23 protein-coding genes are annotated in these 19,411 nt (G+C 72.4%); 13 read left to right on the top strand and 10 right to left on the bottom strand.

The features are described from left to right. Nucleotides 1-5 precede the first annotated feature (5 nt). From HII36_RS08550 to HII36_RS08525, 6 genes are all read left to right on the top strand, one after another. Complete coding sequence (locus HII36_RS08550; RefSeq protein WP_173522541.1) at nucleotides 6-614, top strand: TetR/AcrR family transcriptional regulator; 609 nt, start codon at nucleotides 6-8, stop codon at nucleotides 612-614. 195 nt (nucleotides 615-809) lie between these two features. After that, the gene (locus HII36_RS08545; RefSeq protein WP_173522540.1) at nucleotides 810-1,520 is read left to right on the top strand and encodes an MBL fold metallo-hydrolase; all 711 of its coding nucleotides are present in this window, start codon (nucleotides 810-812) and stop codon (nucleotides 1,518-1,520) included. Nucleotides 1,521-1,565: 45 nt separating this feature from the next. Beyond that, nucleotides 1,566-1,823, top strand: coding sequence for a methyltransferase domain-containing protein (locus tag HII36_RS59150; RefSeq protein ID WP_407940763.1), 258 nt, complete (start codon nucleotides 1,566-1,568; stop codon nucleotides 1,821-1,823). A 10-nt stretch (nucleotides 1,824-1,833) separates the two neighbouring features. Next, complete coding sequence (locus HII36_RS08535) at nucleotides 1,834-2,808, top strand: alpha/beta hydrolase (protein ID WP_173522538.1); 975 nt, start codon at nucleotides 1,834-1,836, stop codon at nucleotides 2,806-2,808. Between the two features lie 200 nt (nucleotides 2,809-3,008). Then, nucleotides 3,009-3,614, top strand: a complete 606-nt coding sequence (locus HII36_RS08530; protein ID WP_328807639.1) for a TetR/AcrR family transcriptional regulator — start codon at nucleotides 3,009-3,011, stop codon at nucleotides 3,612-3,614. Nucleotides 3,615-3,786: 172 nt separating this feature from the next. Then, on the top strand, nucleotides 3,787-4,746 hold the full coding sequence (locus HII36_RS08525; RefSeq protein WP_173522536.1) for an NAD(P)H-quinone oxidoreductase: 960 nt from the start codon (nucleotides 3,787-3,789) through the stop codon (nucleotides 4,744-4,746). Nucleotides 4,747-4,940: 194 nt separating this feature from the next. On the opposite strand, the gene HII36_RS08520 is transcribed toward HII36_RS08525, so the two are convergent. Next, nucleotides 4,941-5,909, bottom strand: coding sequence for an AraC family transcriptional regulator (locus HII36_RS08520; RefSeq protein WP_173522535.1), 969 nt, complete (start codon nucleotides 5,907-5,909; stop codon nucleotides 4,941-4,943). A 74-nt stretch (nucleotides 5,910-5,983) separates the two neighbouring features. Between HII36_RS08520 and HII36_RS08515 the strand changes: the two genes are divergently transcribed. Further along, complete coding sequence (locus HII36_RS08515) at nucleotides 5,984-6,817, top strand: NAD(P)H-binding protein (protein ID WP_173522534.1); 834 nt, start codon at nucleotides 5,984-5,986, stop codon at nucleotides 6,815-6,817. Between the two features lie 45 nt (nucleotides 6,818-6,862). Here the strand turns inward: HII36_RS08515 and HII36_RS08510 are convergent, their stop codons facing one another. Continuing rightward, a complete protein-coding gene (locus HII36_RS08510) occupies nucleotides 6,863-7,225 on the bottom strand; it encodes an antibiotic biosynthesis monooxygenase family protein (protein WP_173522533.1) in 363 nt (120 codons plus the stop codon). A gap of 71 nt (nucleotides 7,226-7,296) precedes the next feature. Between HII36_RS08510 and HII36_RS08505 the strand changes: the two genes are divergently transcribed. Continuing rightward, the gene (locus HII36_RS08505; RefSeq protein ID WP_173522532.1) at nucleotides 7,297-8,250 is read left to right on the top strand and encodes a helix-turn-helix domain-containing protein; all 954 of its coding nucleotides are present in this window, start codon (nucleotides 7,297-7,299) and stop codon (nucleotides 8,248-8,250) included. A gap of 52 nt (nucleotides 8,251-8,302) precedes the next feature. Here HII36_RS08505 and HII36_RS08500 read toward each other — a convergent pair whose 3' ends face one another. From HII36_RS08500 to HII36_RS08490, 3 genes are all read right to left on the bottom strand, one after another. Beyond that, nucleotides 8,303-8,647, bottom strand: a complete 345-nt coding sequence (locus HII36_RS08500; protein WP_173522531.1) for a hypothetical protein — start codon at nucleotides 8,645-8,647, stop codon at nucleotides 8,303-8,305. A gap of 97 nt (nucleotides 8,648-8,744) precedes the next feature. Beyond that, entirely contained in the window at nucleotides 8,745-9,926 is a 1,182-nt protein-coding gene (locus tag HII36_RS08495) for a hypothetical protein (RefSeq protein ID WP_173522530.1), read from the bottom strand. A gap of 77 nt (nucleotides 9,927-10,003) precedes the next feature. Further along, the gene (locus tag HII36_RS08490; RefSeq protein ID WP_173522529.1) at nucleotides 10,004-10,480 is read right to left on the bottom strand and encodes a hypothetical protein; all 477 of its coding nucleotides are present in this window, start codon (nucleotides 10,478-10,480) and stop codon (nucleotides 10,004-10,006) included. A gap of 152 nt (nucleotides 10,481-10,632) precedes the next feature. Here HII36_RS08490 and HII36_RS08485 point away from each other — a divergent pair, with 152 nt between their 5' ends. Then, the gene (locus tag HII36_RS08485; RefSeq protein WP_217369305.1) at nucleotides 10,633-11,595 is read left to right on the top strand and encodes a hypothetical protein; all 963 of its coding nucleotides are present in this window, start codon (nucleotides 10,633-10,635) and stop codon (nucleotides 11,593-11,595) included. Between the two features lie 27 nt (nucleotides 11,596-11,622). Here the strand turns inward: HII36_RS08485 and HII36_RS08480 are convergent, their stop codons facing one another. Together HII36_RS08480 and HII36_RS08475 are read right to left on the bottom strand one after the other, a co-directional pair. Beyond that, nucleotides 11,623-12,591 carry a phosphotransferase family protein gene (locus HII36_RS08480; RefSeq protein ID WP_217369304.1) on the bottom strand — a complete coding sequence of 323 codons (969 nt, stop codon included), beginning with the start codon at nucleotides 12,589-12,591 and terminating at the stop codon, nucleotides 11,623-11,625. Between the two features lie 256 nt (nucleotides 12,592-12,847). Next, entirely contained in the window at nucleotides 12,848-13,510 is a 663-nt protein-coding gene (locus HII36_RS08475; RefSeq protein ID WP_173522527.1) for a class I SAM-dependent methyltransferase, read from the bottom strand. A 62-nt stretch (nucleotides 13,511-13,572) separates the two neighbouring features. Here HII36_RS08475 and HII36_RS08470 point away from each other — a divergent pair, with 62 nt between their 5' ends. Further along, nucleotides 13,573-14,211 (top strand): TetR/AcrR family transcriptional regulator, encoded by a 639-nt coding sequence (locus tag HII36_RS08470; protein WP_173522526.1) that lies wholly within the window; start codon nucleotides 13,573-13,575, stop codon nucleotides 14,209-14,211. A 35-nt stretch (nucleotides 14,212-14,246) separates the two neighbouring features. Here HII36_RS08470 and HII36_RS08465 read toward each other — a convergent pair whose 3' ends face one another. Then, the gene (locus HII36_RS08465) at nucleotides 14,247-14,441 is read right to left on the bottom strand and encodes a DUF6924 domain-containing protein (protein WP_407940766.1); all 195 of its coding nucleotides are present in this window, start codon (nucleotides 14,439-14,441) and stop codon (nucleotides 14,247-14,249) included. Between the two features lie 104 nt (nucleotides 14,442-14,545). On the opposite strand from HII36_RS08465, the gene HII36_RS08460 reads away from it, so the two are divergent. Continuing rightward, on the top strand, nucleotides 14,546-15,352 hold the full coding sequence (locus HII36_RS08460) for a metallophosphoesterase (protein WP_173522524.1): 807 nt from the start codon (nucleotides 14,546-14,548) through the stop codon (nucleotides 15,350-15,352). On the opposite strand, the gene HII36_RS08455 is transcribed toward HII36_RS08460, so the two are convergent. Next, the gene (locus tag HII36_RS08455; protein ID WP_173522523.1) at nucleotides 15,336-16,073 is read right to left on the bottom strand and encodes a GntR family transcriptional regulator; all 738 of its coding nucleotides are present in this window, start codon (nucleotides 16,071-16,073) and stop codon (nucleotides 15,336-15,338) included. The genes HII36_RS08460 and HII36_RS08455 overlap by 17 nt on opposite strands. A gap of 88 nt (nucleotides 16,074-16,161) precedes the next feature. On the opposite strand from HII36_RS08455, the gene HII36_RS08450 reads away from it, so the two are divergent. Together HII36_RS08450 and HII36_RS08445 are read left to right on the top strand one after the other, a co-directional pair. Then, nucleotides 16,162-16,806 carry a tyrosine-protein phosphatase gene (locus tag HII36_RS08450; RefSeq protein WP_173522522.1) on the top strand — a complete coding sequence of 215 codons (645 nt, stop codon included), beginning with the start codon at nucleotides 16,162-16,164 and terminating at the stop codon, nucleotides 16,804-16,806. Continuing rightward, nucleotides 16,803-18,062: an MFS transporter gene (locus HII36_RS08445; protein ID WP_173522521.1), complete on the top strand. Its 1,260-nt coding sequence runs from the start codon at nucleotides 16,803-16,805 to the stop codon at nucleotides 18,060-18,062. Before HII36_RS08450 ends, HII36_RS08445 begins: the two co-directional genes overlap by 4 nt. A gap of 30 nt (nucleotides 18,063-18,092) precedes the next feature. Here HII36_RS08445 and HII36_RS08440 read toward each other — a convergent pair whose 3' ends face one another. After that, on the bottom strand, nucleotides 18,093-19,277 hold the full coding sequence (locus tag HII36_RS08440; protein ID WP_173522520.1) for a Kelch repeat-containing protein: 1,185 nt from the start codon (nucleotides 19,275-19,277) through the stop codon (nucleotides 18,093-18,095). Nucleotides 19,278-19,411: the final 134 nt, after the last annotated feature.

Here is a 19,411-nt window from a genome sequence, read left to right as displayed (position 1 = left end):
TTGAAATGGCCGACTCGCACGACACCGTCACGCCGCCCAGGGCGACCAAGCCGCGCCGCCGCAGGTCCGACGCGCGGCGCAGCATCGAGGCCATCCTCGACGCGGCCCGCCTCGTGCTGAGCGAGCGGCCCGAGGCGACCATGGAGGACATCGCCGTCACGGCGGGTGTGAGCCGCCAGACCGTCTACGCGCACTTCCCTTCACGCGACGACCTCATCGCCACCCTGGTCGAGGCCGCGGCCGCCGAATACGCCGCCCTGCTCGACGAGGCGGACCTCGACACCGCCCCGCCCGCCGACGCGCTGGCCCGGTTCCTCGGCGCCGGCTGGCGATTCCTCGACCGCTACCCGCTTCTCCTGAACGCCACCGCGACCCGGATCCCCCGCCCCCACGACGACCCCCACGACACCGCACCCCCGAGACTCGAACGGCTCATCCAGCGAGGCCAGCGCGCGGGCGACTTCGACCCTTCGCTGTCCGCGGCCTGGCTCGCCGCCGCCGTCCTCGGGCTCCAGCACACCGCTGCGGCCCTGGTCGCAGCCGGCCGCCTCACCGCCCAGGAGGCGGAGACCCACTGCCTGCGGAGCGCACTGCGCCTGTGCGGCGGGCCGTGACCGTACCGGCGTCGGTCGTGCATGGACGGGCAGGCCGAAGGACACCGCCGCGCGGCACACGGCGCTTGACGCGTTGGCCGCCGATTTCACGAATCCCGTCGGGCGCGAGATCATCGGCGCGCTGCACGAGCCGGCGGATCAATGATCGTTCGCCTTGGCTCGCAGTGTGTTCAGGTATCTGAAGGAAGAAGTTCCATGAAACTCGCACCTCATCTGCACTGCCTCGGCAACGATCTCGTGGCCTGCTACCTCGTCGACACCGCCGAGGGCATCACGCTCATCGACGCCGGACTGCCCGGTCACTGGCAGGATCTGCAGCGCGAGCTCCGCTCTCTGGGGAAGTCCGTCGCCGATGTTCGCGGTCTGGTGCTGACCCACGGCGACTCCGACCACATCGGCTTCGCCGAGCGGCTGCGCAGCGAGCACGGCGTGCCGGTGTTCGTGCACGCCGCCGACGCCGTCCGCACTCGTACGGGGGAGAAGCCCAAGGTCGCGTTCGGTCCCATGCGGATCGGTCCGACGCTTGGGTTCCTGGGTTACTCCGTCCGCAAGGGCGGCCTGCGTCCCCGCTATGTCGGTGAGGTGATCGAGATCGGTGACGGCGACGTCCTGGACCTGCCCGGGAAGCCGGTGATCGTGGGGATGCCGGGGCATTCGCCGGGCAGTGTCGCGGTGCACGTCCCGATCGCCGACGCGGTCTTCGTCGGGGACGCCTTGACCACGCGGCACGTCCTGACCGGGCGCGGAGGCCCGCAGCCGGCGCCCTTCACCGACGACCCGGACGAAGCGTTGTCCTCGCTCGACCGGATCGCCGGGCTGTCGGCGTCCTGGGTGCTTCCCGGTCACGGCGCTCCCTGGCACACTTCGCCGTCCCTGGTGGGCGAGGCTGTTCGGGCGGCCACGTAAGCGGACGAGGGTGGCGGCCGATCCCGCCCGCTGTCGTGATCAAGTATGGCGACGACGCCGGGTGCATCCGCCGACGCACGGCACCTGCCCGTGCCGGACGAGAGCGCGGACGCCGTTCTCCTCCTCGGCCCGCTCTGCCACCTGGCGGAGCGGGCCGACCGCGTCGAGGCCCGGCGTGCCGCAGTGGAAGAGGCTGGATTTCGTCACTGTGGGTATGAATGGCGTCACTGTCCGGCCTGTCCGGTAGCCGTCCATCAGCCGCAGCGCACCACGGGGCATGCCTGTGCCCGCGACATGAAGTGAGTCAGTGAGCATGACCGAGATTCCGCCGCCGATCACCCCGTACCTCGAGCCCGCCGCCACGGAGCTGACCGAGGCGACCGACCCGCACCCCCGGATCTACGAGGTCCCTCCGGAGCAGGGCCGGGAGATCCTGCTCGGCCTGCAGAGCGACGCCGGCGTGCCCCGTCCGGACGTGGACGAGGAGTGGGTCGAGGTGGACGCCGGCCAGTGGGGCACGGTACGTACCCGCATCATCCGGCCGAAGGGGACGAGCGGGCCGCTGCCGGTGGTGTTCTACATCCACGGCGCCGGCTGGGTCTTCGGCGATGACAAGACCCACGACCGCCTCTTCCGCGAACTCGCGGTCGGCGCGGGCGCCGCCGGGGTGTTCCCCGTCTACGACCGGGCGCCGGAGGCGAAGTACCCGACGCAGGTCGAGCAGAACTACGCCGTGGGGCAGTGGGTCATGGCGCACGGCGCGGAGCACGGCCTGGACACCTCGCGGGTCGCGGTCACCGGCGAGTCGGTCGGCGGCTGCATGTCGGCGGTGTTCGCGCTGATGAACAAGGAGCGCGGCGGGATCGATCTCAAGGCTCAGGTGCTGCTCTACCCGGTGACGAACGCCGACTTCGACACCCCGTCCTACGTGCAGTTCGCCGAGGGGTACTACCTCACGCGCGACGGCATGAAATGGTTCTGGGACGCCTACACCGCCGACCCCGCCCAGCGCGCCGAGGTGTACGCCGCCCCGCTGCGGGCCTCCGTCGAGCAGCTCCGGGGGCTGCCCGCGACCCTGGTCATCACCGACGAGGCCGATGTGCTGCGTGACGAGGGCGAGCAGTACGCGAACAAGCTGCGCGAGGCCGGGGTGGACGTCACCTCGGTCCGGGTGGCGGGCATGGTCCACGACTTCCTGCTGCTGGACAGCCTGCGCGACACCCGCGCCGCCAACGTCGCATGCAAACTCGCCATCGACGCCCTGAGAACGGCCCTGCACGGCAACTGAGCCGCCCATTGTCTCCAAGGGCGGCCTGTGCGACCGGGCGACCGGCGTCCGCCGAAGCCCCGGAAACCGCCGTCAACAGCGGCCCCGATCGCCGTTGCTCAACCCGGGCATCAGGAACGACTCTGGACCGACCTGGCCTCGAATGCGATCCGGTAATGTTTGCAGCGTACACATCGCGATTCGAGAAGGGGGTGGGTCGCGTGTCGCCGGCCGGCGCCTCGTACCACCACGGCGATCTGCGCGCCGCCTGCCTGCGCGCCGCGCGGGAACTCCTGGAGGAGGACGGCAGTGCCGGGCTGTCGCTCCGCGCGGTGGCGCGGCGGGCCGGCGTGTCGCAGACCGCCCCCTACCGCCACTTCGCCGACCGCGACGCGCTCGTCTCCGCCGTCGCCGCGCAGGGCTATCGCGAGCTGGCCGGGCACCTGGCCGCCGCGCATCCCGCGCCGGCGAGCGCCGACGACCTCGCCGCGGTCGCCGTCGCCTATGTCCGCTTCGCGCTCGACCACCCGGCGCTGTTCCGTGCGATGTTCGCCGAGCCGTGCGATCCGGGCAGCGAGGAGCGGGTCGCCGCCACCGCCGCCATCTCCGGTTACGTGCGCGGCGTCGTCCGGAGCGCGTTCCCCGGCGCCGACCCGGACGCGATGTCGACCACGGTGTGGGCCCTCGTCCACGGGCTGGCGTTCCTGCACCTGGACGGCAAGTTCGACGCCGCAACGCCCGACGGGGTCGCCGAGCGGGTCCGCGCCGCCGTCCATGCCCTGTTCACCGCCTCGGCGGCGATGTCACCTCAGAGGCCGACGGCCTGACGGGCCCGCACTCCACCAGGACCATCGTGCAATGTTGACACCGCCTACATCGCTCACCTAATGTAAGCAGTGAACACATCAGGGTCGGACAGTCGCGCCTCGTCGCCCACGTGCACCGGCCGTGCTTGCCTCGGACGTGAGCCCTCCGCCCGCCCAGCTGAACGGAAGTGTCATGAAGGCTGTAACGATCAAGGAACCCGGCGGCCCGGAGGTCCTGGAATGGACCGAGGTCGACGATCCGTCGCCCGCCCCCGGCGAAGTGGTCGTCGACGTGGTGGCCAGTGCGCTGAACCGGGCCGACGTCATGCAGCGGATGGGCCTCTACCCGCTGCCGCCCGGCGCCTCGCCGTACCTGGGGCTTGAGGTCTCGGGCCGCATCTCCGCCGTCGGCCAGGGCGTGCGCCGCTGGCAGGTGGGCGACGAGGTCTGCGCGCTGCTGACCGGAGGCGGCTACGCGCAGAAGGTCGCCGTCCCCGCCGGACAACTGCTCACGATCCCCGAGGGGATCAGCCTGGACGAGGCCGCCACCCTGCCGGAGGCCACCGCCACCGTGTGGTCCAACCTGGTCATGACCGCGCACCTCAAGGCGGGCGAGACCCTGCTCGTGCACGGCGGGGCCGGCGGCATCGGCACCACGGCGATCCAGATCGCCAAGGCGCTCGGCGCCCGCGTCGTCACCACCGTCGGCACCCCCGGCAAGGCGGCCCGGGCGCGGGAACTCGGCGCGGACGTGACGATCGACTACCGCACCCAGGACTTCGCCGAGCACGGCCCCTACGACGTGATCCTCGACGTCGTCGGCGGCCGATACCTCGAACCCAACGTCCGCTCCCTGGCCGCCGACGGACGCCTGGTCGTCATCGGCCTGCAGAACGGGCTGGAGGGCTCGCTCAACCTCGCCGAACTGGTCTTCAAGCGCATCTCCGTGCACGGCACCACGTTGCGCACCCGCTCGGCCGAGCAGAAGGCGGCCATCGTCGCCGAGGTGCGGGAGAAGGTCTGGCCGATGATCGAGAGCGGCGCCGTGCGCCTGGTCATCGACCAGCGGGTGCCCATGGCCGAGGCGGCCGAGGCGCACCGGCTCATGGAGGCCGGCGGGCACGTCGGCAAGATCTTGCTGCTGGCCGGCTGAAGCAGCCCGCCACGGTCATCGGCGCGGCGGCCGGCGATCCTGATGGTCAGGGCAGCTGGCGGATCTCCAACTCGGGCCCGCCCGTGAGCATGCCACCGGCGCCGCAGCGGGCCACGGAGTCGCCGCCGCGCATCCACGCCCCGCGCACCCACCACCTCCGAGTTGCCGTTCCCCGTGGTGCCGGCCCGGATCCGTCATCTGACCCGTGCGGGGCCTTCGTCCTCCCGCGACGGACGGGTCAGGGCGCTGGGCGGCACGCCGCGTACCCGTTTGAAGGCGTTGCTGAAGGCGAACCCGTCGGCGTACCCGGTCCTCCTGGCCACGGCGGCGACGGTCGCGCCGGGCGTGCGCAGCAGGTCGGCGGCGATGGTCATCCGCCACTCGGTGAGGTAGGCCAGCGGCGGCCGCCCGACCAGTTCGGCGAAGCGCCGCGCGAACACCGCCCGCGACATGCCCACCTCGGCGCCCAGGGCCGCGACCGTCCACGGGCGGGCCGGGTGCTCGTGCATCAGCCGCAGCGCCCGTCCGATGCGCGGGTCGGACAGGGCCCGGTAGCCGGTCGGCGCCGGCACGCCGGGGCGGGCGAACCACGAGCGCAGGGCACGGACCAGCAGCAGGTCCAGCAGCCGGTCGAGGACGACCTGCTGACCGGGCTCCTCGCGGCCGATCTCCAGCGCCAGCAGGTCGAGCAGCGGCGCGAACTCCGGCTCCGGCGGGATCAGCGCCACCTCGGGCAGCGCCGTGAGCAGCGGCCCGGACACCTCGCCGTGCAGCGGGTACTCGGCGGTGACGAACAGGTCGGAGCCGTCGGCGCTGAACCCGTACGTGCGCGGCCCCAGCACCAGATCGTCCCCGGACGTGGCGGGGCCGGCGTCCGTCGTCCAGCACTGCTGCGCGCCGCCGATCACCACCTGGGGCGGCGTGCCCGGACGGTCGGACACCGTGAACGGACGCAGCCCGCGCACCAGCACGATCCCCCGCTCCGGGACCCGGAGGGGAGCCAATCCCTCGCGGACGATCCAGGACTCCCCGCGCAGCATCGCGCCCAGCGCCAGCGGCGCCGGATCGCTGAACCGCACCGACCACGGCGGCTCGGCCACCGACTGGCAGAAGACCGCGCCACGCGCCCGGACACCCGCGAGATGGTCCTCAAGCAGATCCATGAAGAGACGATCTCACATGTGACCGAGATGAATGACCATGGATCGTCTCGCCCCGCTGCTGATGTGCTGGGCACATGTCAGACTCACCCATTCTCGTACTCGGCGCCCGGGGCAAGACCGGCCGCCGCATCGCCGCCCGGCTCGACCGGCTCGGCCGCCCCGTCCGCGCCGCCTCGCGTTCCGGCGGCGGGACCCGGTTCGACTTCGCCGATCGTGACACCTGGAGCCCGGCTCTGGACGGCGCCGGCGCCGTCTACCTCATCCCGATGAACGAGTCCGTCGCCGCCGCGACCGTGGCGGAGTTCCTCGGTGTCGCGGCGCGCAGCGGGGTCCGCCGGGTGGTGCTGCTCTCGGCGCGGGGCGTGGCCGGTGCGGCGTGCCCGTATCAGGAGCCGGTCGAGCTGGCCCTGCGCGCGACCGGCCTGGAGTGGACGATCCTGCGTCCGGCCTGGTTCGCGCAGAACTTCAGCGAGGACCTGTTCCTGGAGCCGGTGCGGGCCGGTGAGCTGGCGCTGCCCGCGGGGGAGGGGCGTGAGACGTTCGTCGACGCCGAGGACATCGCCGACGTCGCCGTCGCCGCGCTCACCCGGGACGGCCACGCGGGCGAGATCTACGAACTGTCCGGGCCCGAGGCGCTGTCGTTCCGCACCGCCGTCGAGATGATCGCCGAGGCGAGCGGGCGGCACGTCCGCTACACGCCGCTGGAGACCTCCCGGTTCAACGCCGCGCTGACGGCTCAGGGCGTGCCGGACGAGGCGGCCGCGCTGGTGGGCGAACTGCTGGGCAGGATCCGTGACGGCGCCGGCGAGCACGTCGGTGACGGTGTGTGGCGCGCGCTCGGCCGCCACCCGCGGCCCTTCGCCGACTACGTCAAGACGGCCGCCGCGGCCGGGGCCTGGGACGACTGAACGTCGGCGTCCGATCCGCCGATCCGCCGCGCGGCCACGGCCGGCTCAACTGTGTGAGGTGAAGTGCCGCACGGTCAGTGGTGCGGCGAGGTACTCCTCCTCCCCGGGCAAGAGCACCGGCTGGTCACGCCAGTTCTCCCCGGCGAAGTCGACCAGGTCCTCCTCGCCGCGCCAGCGGCTCACGTACAGCAGTGAGTCAGGCGCGTCGAGCAGGACCTCGTGATCGACCAGCCCGGGATGGCGGGCGGGGAACTCGCGCACCGCGGACATGATGAAGTCGCGAAACGCCTCGAAGCGGTCAGGACGTACGCGGGCCTCGCTGATCCTGATGATCGTCGCCGTGGGGCCGTGGTCCGGGCCGGTCTGGTCGGGGTGCGGAGACCGGGCGTCATTCGGTGCTTGCGTCATGATCCGATCTTCGGACCGGACCAGGGGTCCCGGCCAGTGACTGGATCGACATCGGCAAGTACATTCCTGCCATGAGCGTCCATCGGGTGACCGCACTGGTCCTGCCTCGGCAGTCCACGTTCGAGCTGGCCTCCGCCGCCGAGGTCTTCGGCCTGAGCCGTCCGGGCCTGCGCGACGGCTACGCGTTCGCGGTGTGCACCGAGCGGCCGGGCCCCGTGCCGACGCTGGCGGGGTACGACATGCTCGTCGGCGCGGACCTGACGGCACTCGACGCGGCGGACACGGTGCTCGTCCCCGGCTGGCACGACCGCGCGGCGCCCGCCTCGTCGGCCGTACTCGATGCCCTGCGGCGCGCGCACGGGCGCGGCGCCCGCGTGGTCGCGATCTGCTCGGGCACCTTCCTGCTCGCCGAGGCCGGGCTGCTGGCGCACCGCAGGGCGACCACGCACTGGCGGCTCGCCGGCGAGCTCGCCACCCGCTTCCCCGACGTGCTGGTCGAACCCGACATGTTGTACGTCGACCTGGGCGACGTCGCCACCAGCGCCGGCACGGCGGCCGGCATCGACCTGTGCCTCCACCTGGCCCGCACCGACCACGGCGCCGCGTACGCCGCGCACGTCGCCAGGCACATGGTGATGCCCCCGCACCGTGAGGGCGGGCAACTGCAGTACAGCACCGACGCCCTCACCGAACGGCGGTCGGAATCGCTGGCCCCGCTGCTCGACTGGGCCACCGAACGGCTGCACCAGCCTCTCACCCTCGACGTCCTCGCCGCGCGGGCCGGCGTCTCGCAGCGGACGCTCGCCCGCAGGTTCGCCGGCCAGCTCGGCGTCAGCCCCGGCCGCTGGCTGCTCCAGCAGCGGGTCGCGGCGGCCCGGGCGCTGCTGGAACAGACCGACCTGCCGGTCGAGATCGTCGCGGACCGCGTCGGCCTGTCCTCGGCCACCAACCTGCGCAGGCGCTTTCACGCGCTGGTGCACACCACCCCGGCCGCCTACCGGCGCTCCTTCGGCCACGGGCACTGACCCGGGCCGCCCTCGACCTGCACCCGGAAGTGATGTGTCGTCGGCCAGGGCGTCAGGAGGTGATCCGTACCGCGTCGCTGCCGCTGACGCATTCCAGGTAGGTGTTCGGGTCGCCCTGACGTACCCCGCAGTTCCACGTCGCCCCGGCCACCTGCACCGTGGCGGGCTGGTCGCCGGACACGGCCTGGCTGTAGGCCTGGGCCACGTTCTGGGCGGTCGCGCAGGCGTCGGGCTTGGGCTCGCTGGTCACCATGGACACGGCGCCGCCCGGGCCGGGGCCGCAGTAGATGTCGTCGCGCCGCTGTTCGGCGGCGGTCGGACCGGTGGCCGCCGCCAGGATGGCCAGGGCTCCGGCGAGGACGGCGGCCGGGAGTGAACGGCTCTTGAGCAGAGTCATGCCTACGCTCCAAATGTCCCTTTTGCACCTTTCTTCAGCGTGACGTACGGAAGGTAGGAGCAGGCATGGCGATGGTGAAGAACCCGTACGGTCTCGGTCAGCCGCGCGACCGCTCCACGTCGATCACCCGGGCGGCCTCGGCCCGCGACGCCGCACGGACCTCGACGAAGTCGTTCTCCCTGCGCAGGACGGTGACGACCCCCGTGACCAGCGTGTTCTCACGGATGCGATCACGGGCGACGACCTCCCTGCCGACCGACAGCACGTCGGCGTGGGCGTGCTCATCCGGCCCCCACACCCAGGCCCGCCCGCTGAAACCCGGTTCGACCCCGAAGAACGGCGTTCTCACGCTGGACGCCTCCAGCACCAGGGTGGGTGCGCCGTCCGGGTTCAGCTCCCGGCCGATGCGCCGGTCCACGCGCAACCGCGTCGCGTAGTCCGCCAGCATCGGCCGCGACCAGGACCACACGTTCGGCGGCAGGTTGCCGAGCACGTCGTACAGCAGGTCGCCCAATACCTCGTGGACCAGCCGCGAGTCATCCTCCGCTTCGACGGACGAGAGCGAGACGCGCCCTCTTTCGCGCCCCGGAGCGCCGCCGCCCGTCGAATCGTGCAGCACCACGGCGCGGTGCGGGGCCGGCGGGTCGTAACGCATCACCGCCGTGGTGGTGTCGGGCCGCGGATGCGGGCGCAGCGCGGGCCAGGCCCGCGGGGGCGGCGCCGCCGTATCGGGGCCGAGCGAGAGGATCTCGCGCATCCTGGCCAGGTGCCCGCTGTCGTCTTCACCGCGAAGGGCGGGGCCGGCGGCGTCCGCCACCGGCCAGAACCGCAGCAGCCAGCCCTCCTCGACGGCTTCGACCTCGGCGGGATCCCAGGGGGTCGGCTCGCTCCGCACCGGACCGGTGTAGGCGCTCAGCCGGTAGGCGTGACACGGCGGTCCGATGAGCAGCTTCTGTCCCGTCGGGCTGTATCCCGTTCCACCGATCGCGACGATGCCGCCCGGACTCCAGAAGAGGACCCGCCCCGCCTCCGCCCATGGTTCGCCGGGTTCATCCTCGGGTTGGGCGTCCCATGCCTCCAGCCGCACCCCGGCCAGTCGCGCCCCGGCCCGGCTGACCAGCTCGACCTTGCCCAGCGCGATGCCCTCGGGCTCGGCCACCAGCGCACCGTGCTCGGTCTCCCGCACGACATCGCGGCCGCGGTCTGATGCGTCGTACAGGCCGAACCGCCCGTACGAGATCGGCGCCTCGTCGTGGACGCCGCGGATCAACTCGGCCATGTCGCTCTTCTCCGTCCGGTCGCGGGAAATCCTAGCGAGCGCGGGAAGGCATTGCCGAGCGTGCGTGATATCCGGGGTCAGCCGAGAAGGGCGGCGACCACGAGAGCGGCCAGGTAAGGCAGGACGATGACCGCCCGCCGAAACCCGGAAACGCGCGGATCGGTCGCCACGGCGGCACTCGGATAAGTCAACAATCCGCTGAGCAGGACGAGACCGACCGAATCATCGAAATACGCCCAGGCGAATTCCCAGAGCGCCACCAGAAAGAACGCCGCCACCACGGTGACGCGCCACGCGGGCCGCACGTGAAAGAGGCGAAGCAGTGGCCATCCGGCTGCCACCGCCAGCCATCGTCCGGGCTCCCAGAGCCAGATCAGCACCTGGGCGCAGCCGAAATGCCCGCACCTGCCGTTCTCCTCGCCGTAGGACATGAGCACGAAGCTCGCCCCCACGAGCAGGACGGGGAGAATGAGTCCCACGGCCCCCGCGGCGACCAGGCGCCGGCTGAGGCTTTCAGTCGCCGGAGTGGCACTGCCGGTCGTTGCCGGGATCATGAAAACAATTTCTCACCTCAGACGAGAGGCGAACAGGCGCGAAGTGGTTGCGAAGAAGTCCCAAGGCGGTAAAGGCGTACATTCGGCCGCCGGCGATTCGAACCTTCAGCCGGTAATTGTGATGACGTCGGCGCGCGGTTAGCATCTGCCGCATGCGCCTCACGATGATGGTCGCGTTACTCGTGTCGGCCGTGCCCGCCCCGGCCGCACCCCGAGCCCAGGTGGTCGGGCACGGCACCCCCGCGAGCTGTACGTCCCAAGCCGTGGTCGCGGCCGTGGCCAAGGGCGGGACGATCACCTTCGACTGCGGCCCGAAGCCCGTGACGATCCTGATGAAGGCCACCGCCAAGGTCCGCAACAACAGCGCCACGGTCGTCCTGGACGGCGGCGGCAAGGTGACGCTCAGCGGCGGCGGCAAGCGGCGGATCCTCTACCAGAACACCTGCGACAAGGCCCAGCTGTGGACCACCTCGCACTGCGACGACCAGGCGACCCCGCGACTGACCGTGCGCGACCTGACCTTCGCCGACGGGAACGCCACCGGCGAGCGGACGGACGGCGGCGGCGGAGGCGCGATCTTCGTGCGCGGCGGGCAGCTCAAGGTGGTCGGCTCCAAGTTCCTGCGCAACCGCTGCGACCCCACCGGCCCCGACGTGGGCGGCGCCGCGATCCGGGTGCTCGACCAGTACCGCGACCGGCCCGTCCAGGTCGTGCGGAGCACGTTCCAGGGCGGGGTCTGCTCCAACGGTGGCGCGCTGAGCAGCATCGGCGTGTCCTGGGTGATATCGGGCAGCGTCATGACCGGCAACCGGGCCATCGGCCGGGGCGCCAACCCGGCCCGCGCCGGCACCCCCGGCGGCGGCAGCGGCGGCGCGATCTACACCGACGGCAACCGGTTCACGGTGCGCATCGCCGGCTCGCGCATCGAGGGCAACCGGGCGCGAGAGGGCGGCGGGGCGATCTTCTTCGTCAGCAACGACCGCACCGGCACGCTCCGCATCGAGCACTCCACGCTCCGCCGCAACCCGAACGCCGGATTCGCGACCGCGGGCTTCCCCGGCATCTTCTTCCTCGGCGCGGGCAAACCGCAGGTGGTGTCGTCCACGCTGAAGTAGCGGGCACGTCTGCGTTCGAGTGAGCCGTCAGGCGGCGGCGAGGGCCTTGGCGATGTTCCACTCGGCCAGGTCCAGCATCCATCGCCGGCCGGGGAAGTCGGTGTCCGCGATTCGTAGCGGGCCCTCGATCAGCGAGAGCACCTGCGCGTACCGGTAGAGCTCCAGCCTGTCGGGGTCGAGACCGACCGGACGCAGCGCCGGGTACGCCTCGCCGAAGCGCAGCTGCAGCCAGGCGTGCTCCCATTCGACGTCGAAGTACGTCAGGCCCTCGAAATCGATCACGACGGGCTCACCCGCGGGCGTGACGAGCACGTGATCCGGTCCGAGTTCGCCGTGCACCAGCCCGTAGCTCTCACGGGCCATGACCGCGCCGCGAAGACGGCGGACATGCGCGGCGATCCGGTCATGCGCCTCGCCCAGGCGGGCGTCGCGGGTCGCCACCGCGTCGAGATGGGCGAGCGCCCGGTCCACGATGACGTCCTCGGCGGGCCGGGTCCGGGACGCGTCGCCGCGGGCGTTGAGCCGGCCGTATCGCCGTCCCGGGGTGGTGTGCATGCGGCGCAGGGCGTCGCCGAGCGTGGCCAGCGGCGCGGCGGCCGCGGCCGGGTCACGCTCCATCAACGTTTCGAGCTTCACCGCGCCCATATCCTCGACCAGGGCGACCTCGGCAGGCAGATGGCGGCCACCGCGATCGAGCATCAGCAGCCGGGGGACCCGCACGCCCGCGGCCGTGAGGGCGGAGTGGTTGACGGCGAACAGCTCCGCACCCGAAGCGTCGGTGAACGGGTCGTCCGGGACGGTCGGCGCGGCCGGCCAGTAGTTCTCGCCGGCCGCCCACACGTAGAGGACGGCGGTCGTCCCGTCGTCGAGCCGGAGCCGGTAGACGCCCTTCTTGCTGCCCCCGGCCAGCCGGTCGAGCGCGGTCGGCCGCCGGGCGGCGCCGAACTGTTCCGTCACCAGGTCGCGTACGTCGTCCGGCCGCAGGAACGATCGCATCAAGATCACCTTTCGTCGGGTCGATCGTCCATGCTGCCCATGCCGGCGGTGGCGGGCAATCGAGTTACCTGGGGAACAGGTGGCAGCGGCCCTTGGGCGGGCGAAAGCGCCTGGTGCGCACCGCCTGGGTGGAGCCGTCCGGGAGGGAGGTCGCCGAGCCGTCGGGCAGCGGCTGCCCGCGACCGATGAGGATCGGCGAGGACCGGCGGGATCGGCGAGCTGATCGCTGCGCCGATCCCGCCGGCGGTCGCTGCGGCTAGGCGTCGCGGCGCAGCGTGAACCAGAAGGTCGGCACCGAGTTGGTGCCCGGCGTGACGTCGATCAGCTCCCACCCGGCGAACCTGGTGCGGAGCTCGTCGGCCGTGACGCCCGCCGCCCACGACGCGACCTCGGGGACCGGGTTGCCGAGCGGTTCGGGGCCGTACCCGAACATCAGCAGCCGTGCTCCGGGAGCGGCGCGCTGGGTGAGCCCGGCGGCGTAGGCGTCGCGGCGGTGCAGCGGGACCCCGCAGTAGCAGCTCAGGTCGAAGAACAGGTCGAAGGGGCCGGGCACGTCCAACTCGTCGAGGCGGGTGGCGTCTCCGTGCCGCAGCCGGACCGCCACGCCCGCCGCCGCGGCCTTCTCCCTGGCCTGGTCGACGGCGCGGTCGATCAGGTCGACGGCCGCCACGTCCCAGCCGTGCCTGGCGAGGTAGACGGCGTTGGTCCCGGTGCCGCAGCCGAGTTCGAGCGCACACCCGGGCGGCAGCCCCTCGTGCCCCTCGACCAGGGCGACCAGCTCGGGCGGCGTCACGCCGGTGTCCCACGGCGGCTTGCCGGCGCGGTAGAAGCCCTCCAGCGCACGCCGGACGGACTCCTCCTCCTGGTGTCGCAGAGCTGAGTCCGGTTCCGGCTTCCTGGTGGTGCTGGGCTGGTCCATCGTCTCCTCCAAAATCTTTAGAGTTGAACTCTAGTGTCGAACTCTAGAGATATACTCGCAACATGGATGGAGTCAAGCGGCCGGACAAGCGGGCCGAGCGTTCGCGCCAAACCCGGGAGAAGGTCGTCGAGGCGGCTCGCGAGCTGTTCATCGCGCGGGGTTACGGGGCGACGAGCCTGCAGGAGGTCGCGGACCGGGCGGGCGTGGCCGTCCAGACGGTCTACTTCGTCTTCCGCAACAAGCGCACGCTGTTCAAGGACGTCGTCGACACGTCCATCGCCGGGGACGCCGAGCCGGTCGCCACCATGGATCGCGAGTGGTTTCGCGCCGCGTGCGCCGAGCCCACCGCGGCCGGGCAACTGCGCGCGCACGTCCGCGGCACCCGGGAGATCCTCGGCCGGGTCGCCCCGATCATGCCGCTGATCGCGGCCGCCGCGGCCACCGACCCGGAGATCGCCGCGCAGTGGCCGGACGGCCCGGACCCGCGTTACACCGTGCAACACGCCGCGGCCGAGGCCCTGGCCGGCAAGCCCGACGTCCGTCCCGGTCTCTCCGTCGAGACGGCGGCGGACGTGCTGTTCGGCCTGCTCAGCCCGCAGCTCTACCTGATCTTCGTCCGTGACCGCGGCTGGTCACCGGACACCTGGGAGGAGTGGGCCCGCACCACCCTCACCGCCCAGCTCTGCGCCGGCCCCGGCTGAGCGGGCGGCCGGGCCAGGCCGGCACCAGAACCGGTTCAGCGGGGGAACCCGCGGAAGACGCCGTCCGCGTCGGCGCTCTCCTCGAACTCGCCGAAGTCCATGTTGCCGATGGAGAGGTTGATGTGAATGGCGGGGAGCTCGCGGGGGACGACCCGCATTCCCCACGCGCATTCCAGGTAGACGACCAGGAACGGCATCTCCGGCGAGTCCATGGTGACCTTGTCGGCGATGATGAGGAGCGGGTCGCGGGGTCACCCGCCGGCATGCGGGTATGCAGGAGATGTTCTCCCGCACGCCACCCGAACATTCATATATATGACCCATGGTGGCAGGCATGAACCACACGCTGATCCACCTGACCGACATCCACGCCGTGCCCGGCGGGGAACGCCTGCACGGCTCGGTCGACTCCGTCGCCGGGCTGCGCGCCGCCCTGGCGGCGGTCTCGGCCGCCGGGTTGCCCGTCAGCGCCTTCGTGCTCTCCGGCGACATCGCCGACCAGGGCGACGAGGAGTCCTACCGGACGGTCGACGCGCTGGTCGCGCCGGTCGCGCGCGAGCTCGGCGCGGCGGTCGTGGTGGCGATGGGCAACCACGACGAGCCCGCCGCCTTCCGCGCCGGGCTGGGCGTGAGCCGGACCGACTCGGTGACGACGGCCGGCGGCCTGCGCATCGTCGCGCTCGACTCGACGGTGCCGGGCCACCACCACGGCGAACTCGGCGACGACCAGCTCGCCTGGCTCGCCGGGGTGCTGGCCGAGCCCGCCCTCGACGGCACCGTGCTGGTGCTGCACCATCCGCCGATCCCCAGCGTCCTGCCGCTCATGGACGGCATCGGCCTGCGCGAGCCCCACCGGCTGGCCGAGGTGGTCGCGGGCACCGACGTGCGGGTCGTGCTGGCCGGGCACACCCACAGCGCCACGATGGGCGAGCTGGCCGGGGTGCCGGTGTGGGTCGGCCCGGGCAACGCCTACGCGGCCGACACCATGGCCCCGGCCGGGCTCACCAGGGCCGTGCACCTGCAGGCCTACACCCGGGTCGACCTGCGCGACAGCGGCGTGACGGCCACGCTCGTGCCGATCTCGGCCGTGCCGCCGGTCTACGAGCTGCCGACCGAGGTGCTGCTCAGTCATATCGGGTGACGAAGGAGATCAGGTCGCCGCGGCAGCGCCGCTCGACGTGACACAGGGGCCGGCCGCCGTGCGCGGTCAGCCCCTCCCTGACGAGTACGGCCGAGCCCGGCTGCACGCCGAGCACCGCCTGATCGCTGGGACCCGCGGGCTCGGCGGACACCGCGTGCCACACGTACTCGATCTCCACCCCCAGCGAGCCGAACACGCCCGCCGCCGGTACCAAGGCCAGCTCCGACCAGTCCGGGGGCAGATGGTAGCGGCTGACGACGCAGGGCACGCCGTCGGTGCGCAGAAGCGTGGTGATCTCGTGGACCAGCCCGCCGGTGAGGCCCAGATGCCGGGCGGCGGCCGGCCTGAGCGCGTCTTCACGCCCAAGAACCTCCTCCGGCACCGCCCCGGCCACCCCCGCCACCTCGGCCGGCCGGGCGGCGCCGAAGGCCGCGGCCAGCTCCTTCAGGTCGGCCGGACGGTGCCGCCGGGTGGCGGGATCGACGCTGACCTCGATCCGGCGCGGCGCCCGCCGCACGAAACTGCCCAGCCCCTGACGTGTCTCGACCAGGCCGGTACGGCGCAGCTCCACCATCGCCTGCCGCGCGGTCAGCCGGTGCACGCCGAAGCGCTCGGCCAGCGCGTCCTCGGTGGGCAGCCGCTGACCCGGGGGCAGTCGCCCGGTCTCGATGTCACGCCCCAGCTCACGGGCGATCTGACGGTAGCGCGCTTCTCTAGGCACGGGCCCAACCCTAAACATGGCGGGAGGTTCACCGTGATGTCACGCTCGCGCCACGCGGCCACACCCCGGCCACTCATATATATGACCCATGCCGCTTCTGAACCTCCGTGACGTCGCCGAGCACACCTCGCTACGCCCGGGACTGCTGTACCGTTCGGCCCAGCCGCAGGGCCTTTCCGCCGCGGATGAGGCCCTGATCGCCCGCCTGCGCCTCATCGCCGACCTGCGGGGCGAGGCCGAACGCGCCGTGCACGACTGGCCCGCCGAACTCACCACCGTCGCCCGGCTGGGCCTGGACGAGACCGGCTCGCCCGCCTCCCTGCCGCACGACCTGCGACTGGGCGAGCTGTACGTGATGCTGCTCGACCACCGCACCGCCTGGTTCGCCCAGGTGATCGCCGCGATCGCCGACGGGCTGCCCGCGCTGGTGCACTGCGCGGCCGGCAAGGACCGCACCGGCATCGTGGTCGCGCTCATCCTCGATCTGCTCGGGATCGGCCACGACGACATCGTCCGCGACTACGCGCTGACCGGCGAGCACCTGGCGGCCGTCACCGCCGGGCTCGTCCTGCCCGACGACGTGCCCGCGCAGCTGCTGCAGGCGCCGCCCGCGGCCATGCGCACCCTGCTGGCCGCGCTCGCCGAGCGCGGCGGCGCGGAGAAGCTGCTGACCGCCCACGGGCTCGGCGCCGAGCACGTCGCCCGGCTGCGCGCGGCGCTGGTGACGTCATGACGCTCACCACCGAACGTCCCGCCGCCCGCGTACGGCCCGGCCTGGTCGCCGCGATCGGCGTCGCCGAACTCTGCTACGCCGCCGCCGGGGCCCTGCCGCTCGTGCTCGGGCTGAGCCTGAAGATCCAGCAGATCGCCCCGGACGGCAAGGAAGCCACGCTCGGCCTGGTCGCCGCGCTCGGCGGCATCGCCACCGTGATCGCCAACCCCGTCGCGGGACACCTGTCCGACCGCACCACCAGCAGGTACGGCATGCGCCGGCCATGGATACTCGGCGGCTCGCTGCTCGGACTGGCCGGGCTGCTGCTCCTGGCACTGGCCGCCACGGTGCCCGTGGTCGCGATCGGCTGGGTGGTCGCCGTGATCGGCTACCAGGCGATGGTCGCCGGGCTGACCGCCACGGTCGTCGACCAGTTCCCGGCCGAGCGGCGGGTGCGCATGGCCGGGGTGTTCTCGATGTGCAACGTGGTCGGCGTGGTCCCGGCCATGGTGCTGGCCCAGGTGCTCAAGGACTCGCTGCTGACCCAGTTCGCCGTGGTCGGCGCGCTGGCCGTGGCCGCCGGCGCGGTGTTGTGCCTGCTGCTGCCCGACCGCGTGCTCGGCCCGGCCGAACGCGCCCCCATCAGCCTGCGCGGCCTGGCCGCCGCGCTGCTCGTCCTGCCCAGGGGCGCGCGCGACTACCGGCTGCTGTGGGCGCAGCGGCTGCTGGTCAGCATCGGCTTCGCGCTGATCTCCAGCTACTCGCTGTACTACTTGCAAAGCCGCCTGGGCATGCCGACCGAGCAGGCCGGCGCGCTGGTGGGGATCACCGTGATCCTCAGCACGCTGCTGTCCGGCGGGTTCGCCTACCTGGGCGGCAGGTGGGCGGCCAGGATCGGCCGGGGCAGGCCGTTCGTGCTCTGGGCGACGGCGATCCTGGCCGCGATGCTCGTGCTCAAGGCGGTGACCGCCAGCGTCGCCGTGGTCGTGGTGGTGGCGGTCGTCTCCGGGGCGGCGACGGGCGTCTACTACGCCGTCGACCTGGGCCTGGTCACGCAGGTCCTGCCCGACGAGCGGGAGGCTGGGCGGTACCTGGGCGCCTTCTCGATGGCCAAGCACCTGCCCAGCGCGATCGCGCCCGCCGTGGCGCCGCTGCTGCTCGGCGTCGGCGCCGACCCGTTCGCGCCGGGGCCGAACTACTTCCTGCTCTTCCTGGTCTGCGGGCTGCTCACGGCCGCCGCCGTCCCCATGGTGACCAGGCTGCGGGACGTCGCGTGATCGGCCGGGCCAGGGCTGCGGGACCGGTGTTCATGGAGTGATCTGCAGGCCGACGGCCTGGCCCGGCGGGCCGTCGCCGTCCGCGCCGCCGCAGCCCCACACCATGAGCGAGATGCCGGTCCACGCGGCCGCCGCGCCGCCGCAGTGGCCGGTGACGTCGCCGTTCGTCTCCACCGCCTCGGTGTCGACCAGGAAACGGCTGAGACCGGCGGACGTCAGCGCGAGCGGCCCGCCGGAAGTCCAGACGAGCGAGTCGCCGCTGGTCGGGGGCATGCCGGGACGGATCGGAGCAGGCATGCCGTCGGCCTGCCAGGCGTTCGGGTTCTCCCAGTCGCCGTCGTCGCTGTCGTCGTAGTCGGGTTCGGCGCCGGGCGTGTCCCAGGTCTCCCCGTCCTCCAGGCCGACCCTGTGCAGGGTGCTGCCGTCCTCGTCCTCGACCAGGACCCGCAGGTGAGTGCCGTCGAAGGTGGCTCCGACGCCGACGAGCCCGCCGTAGCCCAGGGAGGCGCCCACCTCCTCCAGGGTGGACGCGGCGGGGTCGAGGACGGCGAAGCCCAGGCCGGGGGGAGTGCCGAGGTAATGGGCGCGGCTGATGACGACGACGCGGTCCCCGGCGACGGCCAGGTCGATCACCTCCTCCAGCAGGGGATCGACGCCTTCGTCGGACGGAGTGACCGTCCGCCACCGGTCCGTGGCCACCTCGTAGACGAGGATGGCCTTGCGCTGGGCGACCACCAGGTAGCCGGGGACGCCGACCGCCCGCACACCGGCCTCCAGGGGAGGTGCCGGCGCCGGGGAGATCCGGCGCCACGTGCCGGTCGCCGGGTCGTAGCGGGCTCCGTCGGCGAGCGCGGCGAAGCCGGTCTCCGCGGGCGTGGACGTGCCTCCCCAGACGATCATCTCCTTGCCCGTCCAGGCCGCCACGTGGTGGCTTCGGGGCCGGATGGGCGGTGGCGGCAGGCGGGTCCAGGTCTTGCGGACCGGGTGGTAGCGGGCGCCGTCGCTCAGGGTGCGGCGGCCGTCGTCCCCGCCCCAGACGATCAGCTCGGTGCCCGTCCAGACGGCCGTGTGATGGCCGCGCGGGGCCGGGCCGGCCGCAGGCAGCGGGCTGACCTGGCGGGGCAGGAAGTCGTCCGACCTGGTGAAGACCTGGACGGTCACCAGCCCGGCGAGCACGACCAGCACGGATGTGACGATCCAGCCTCGACGGCTCATGGGCGCAGAAAATACCAGTTCGACCCGTCAGCCGCCGGGCTTGCCGTTCGAGTGGCGGCCGGAGAGGAAGAAGTACTGTAGGCGATTCGGGTACTCCGTACGAAAGGTCGAAGCGATGAGCGGAACGCGGCAGA

The sequence above is a fragment of the Nonomuraea antri genome, from assembly GCF_013283785.1.
In the GTDB taxonomy this organism is placed as follows: domain Bacteria; phylum Actinomycetota; class Actinomycetes; order Streptosporangiales; family Streptosporangiaceae; genus Nonomuraea; species Nonomuraea antri.
The sequence above is the reverse complement of the archived record's forward strand: the minus strand, read 5'-3'. Positions and strand labels throughout refer to the sequence as shown.

What these genes read in the sequence shown, in the direction of transcription:
- HII36_RS08550 (WP_173522541.1), top strand. Translation starts at nt 6, where the DNA reads ATGGCCGACTCGCACGACACCGTCACGCCGCCCAGGGCGACCAAGCCG.
- HII36_RS08545 (WP_173522540.1), top strand. Translation starts at nt 810, where the DNA reads ATGAAACTCGCACCTCATCTGCACTGCCTCGGCAACGATCTCGTGGCC.
- HII36_RS59150 (WP_407940763.1), top strand. Translation starts at nt 1,566, where the DNA reads ATGGCGACGACGCCGGGTGCATCCGCCGACGCACGGCACCTGCCCGTG.
- HII36_RS08535 (WP_173522538.1), top strand. Translation starts at nt 1,834, where the DNA reads ATGACCGAGATTCCGCCGCCGATCACCCCGTACCTCGAGCCCGCCGCC.
- HII36_RS08525 (WP_173522536.1), top strand. Translation starts at nt 3,787, where the DNA reads ATGAAGGCTGTAACGATCAAGGAACCCGGCGGCCCGGAGGTCCTGGAA.
- HII36_RS08520 (WP_173522535.1), bottom strand. Translation starts at nt 5,909, where the DNA reads ATGGATCTGCTTGAGGACCATCTCGCGGGTGTCCGGGCGCGTGGCGCG.
- HII36_RS08515 (WP_173522534.1), top strand. Translation starts at nt 5,984, where the DNA reads ATGTCAGACTCACCCATTCTCGTACTCGGCGCCCGGGGCAAGACCGGC.
- HII36_RS08510 (WP_173522533.1), bottom strand. Translation starts at nt 7,225, where the DNA reads ATGACGCAAGCACCGAATGACGCCCGGTCTCCGCACCCCGACCAGACC.
- HII36_RS08505 (WP_173522532.1), top strand. Translation starts at nt 7,297, where the DNA reads ATGAGCGTCCATCGGGTGACCGCACTGGTCCTGCCTCGGCAGTCCACG.
- HII36_RS08500 (WP_173522531.1), bottom strand. Translation starts at nt 8,647, where the DNA reads ATGACTCTGCTCAAGAGCCGTTCACTCCCGGCCGCCGTCCTCGCCGGA.
- HII36_RS08495 (WP_173522530.1), bottom strand. Translation starts at nt 9,926, where the DNA reads ATGGCCGAGTTGATCCGCGGCGTCCACGACGAGGCGCCGATCTCGTAC.
- HII36_RS08490 (WP_173522529.1), bottom strand. Translation starts at nt 10,480, where the DNA reads ATGATCCCGGCAACGACCGGCAGTGCCACTCCGGCGACTGAAAGCCTC.
- HII36_RS08485 (WP_217369305.1), top strand. Translation starts at nt 10,633, where the DNA reads ATGCGCCTCACGATGATGGTCGCGTTACTCGTGTCGGCCGTGCCCGCC.
- HII36_RS08480 (WP_217369304.1), bottom strand. Translation starts at nt 12,591, where the DNA reads ATGCGATCGTTCCTGCGGCCGGACGACGTACGCGACCTGGTGACGGAA.
- HII36_RS08475 (WP_173522527.1), bottom strand. Translation starts at nt 13,510, where the DNA reads ATGGACCAGCCCAGCACCACCAGGAAGCCGGAACCGGACTCAGCTCTG.
- HII36_RS08470 (WP_173522526.1), top strand. Translation starts at nt 13,573, where the DNA reads ATGGATGGAGTCAAGCGGCCGGACAAGCGGGCCGAGCGTTCGCGCCAA.
- HII36_RS08460 (WP_173522524.1), top strand. Translation starts at nt 14,546, where the DNA reads ATGAACCACACGCTGATCCACCTGACCGACATCCACGCCGTGCCCGGC.
- HII36_RS08450 (WP_173522522.1), top strand. Translation starts at nt 16,162, where the DNA reads ATGCCGCTTCTGAACCTCCGTGACGTCGCCGAGCACACCTCGCTACGC.
- HII36_RS08445 (WP_173522521.1), top strand. Translation starts at nt 16,803, where the DNA reads ATGACGCTCACCACCGAACGTCCCGCCGCCCGCGTACGGCCCGGCCTG.
- HII36_RS08440 (WP_173522520.1), bottom strand. Translation starts at nt 19,277, where the DNA reads ATGAGCCGTCGAGGCTGGATCGTCACATCCGTGCTGGTCGTGCTCGCC.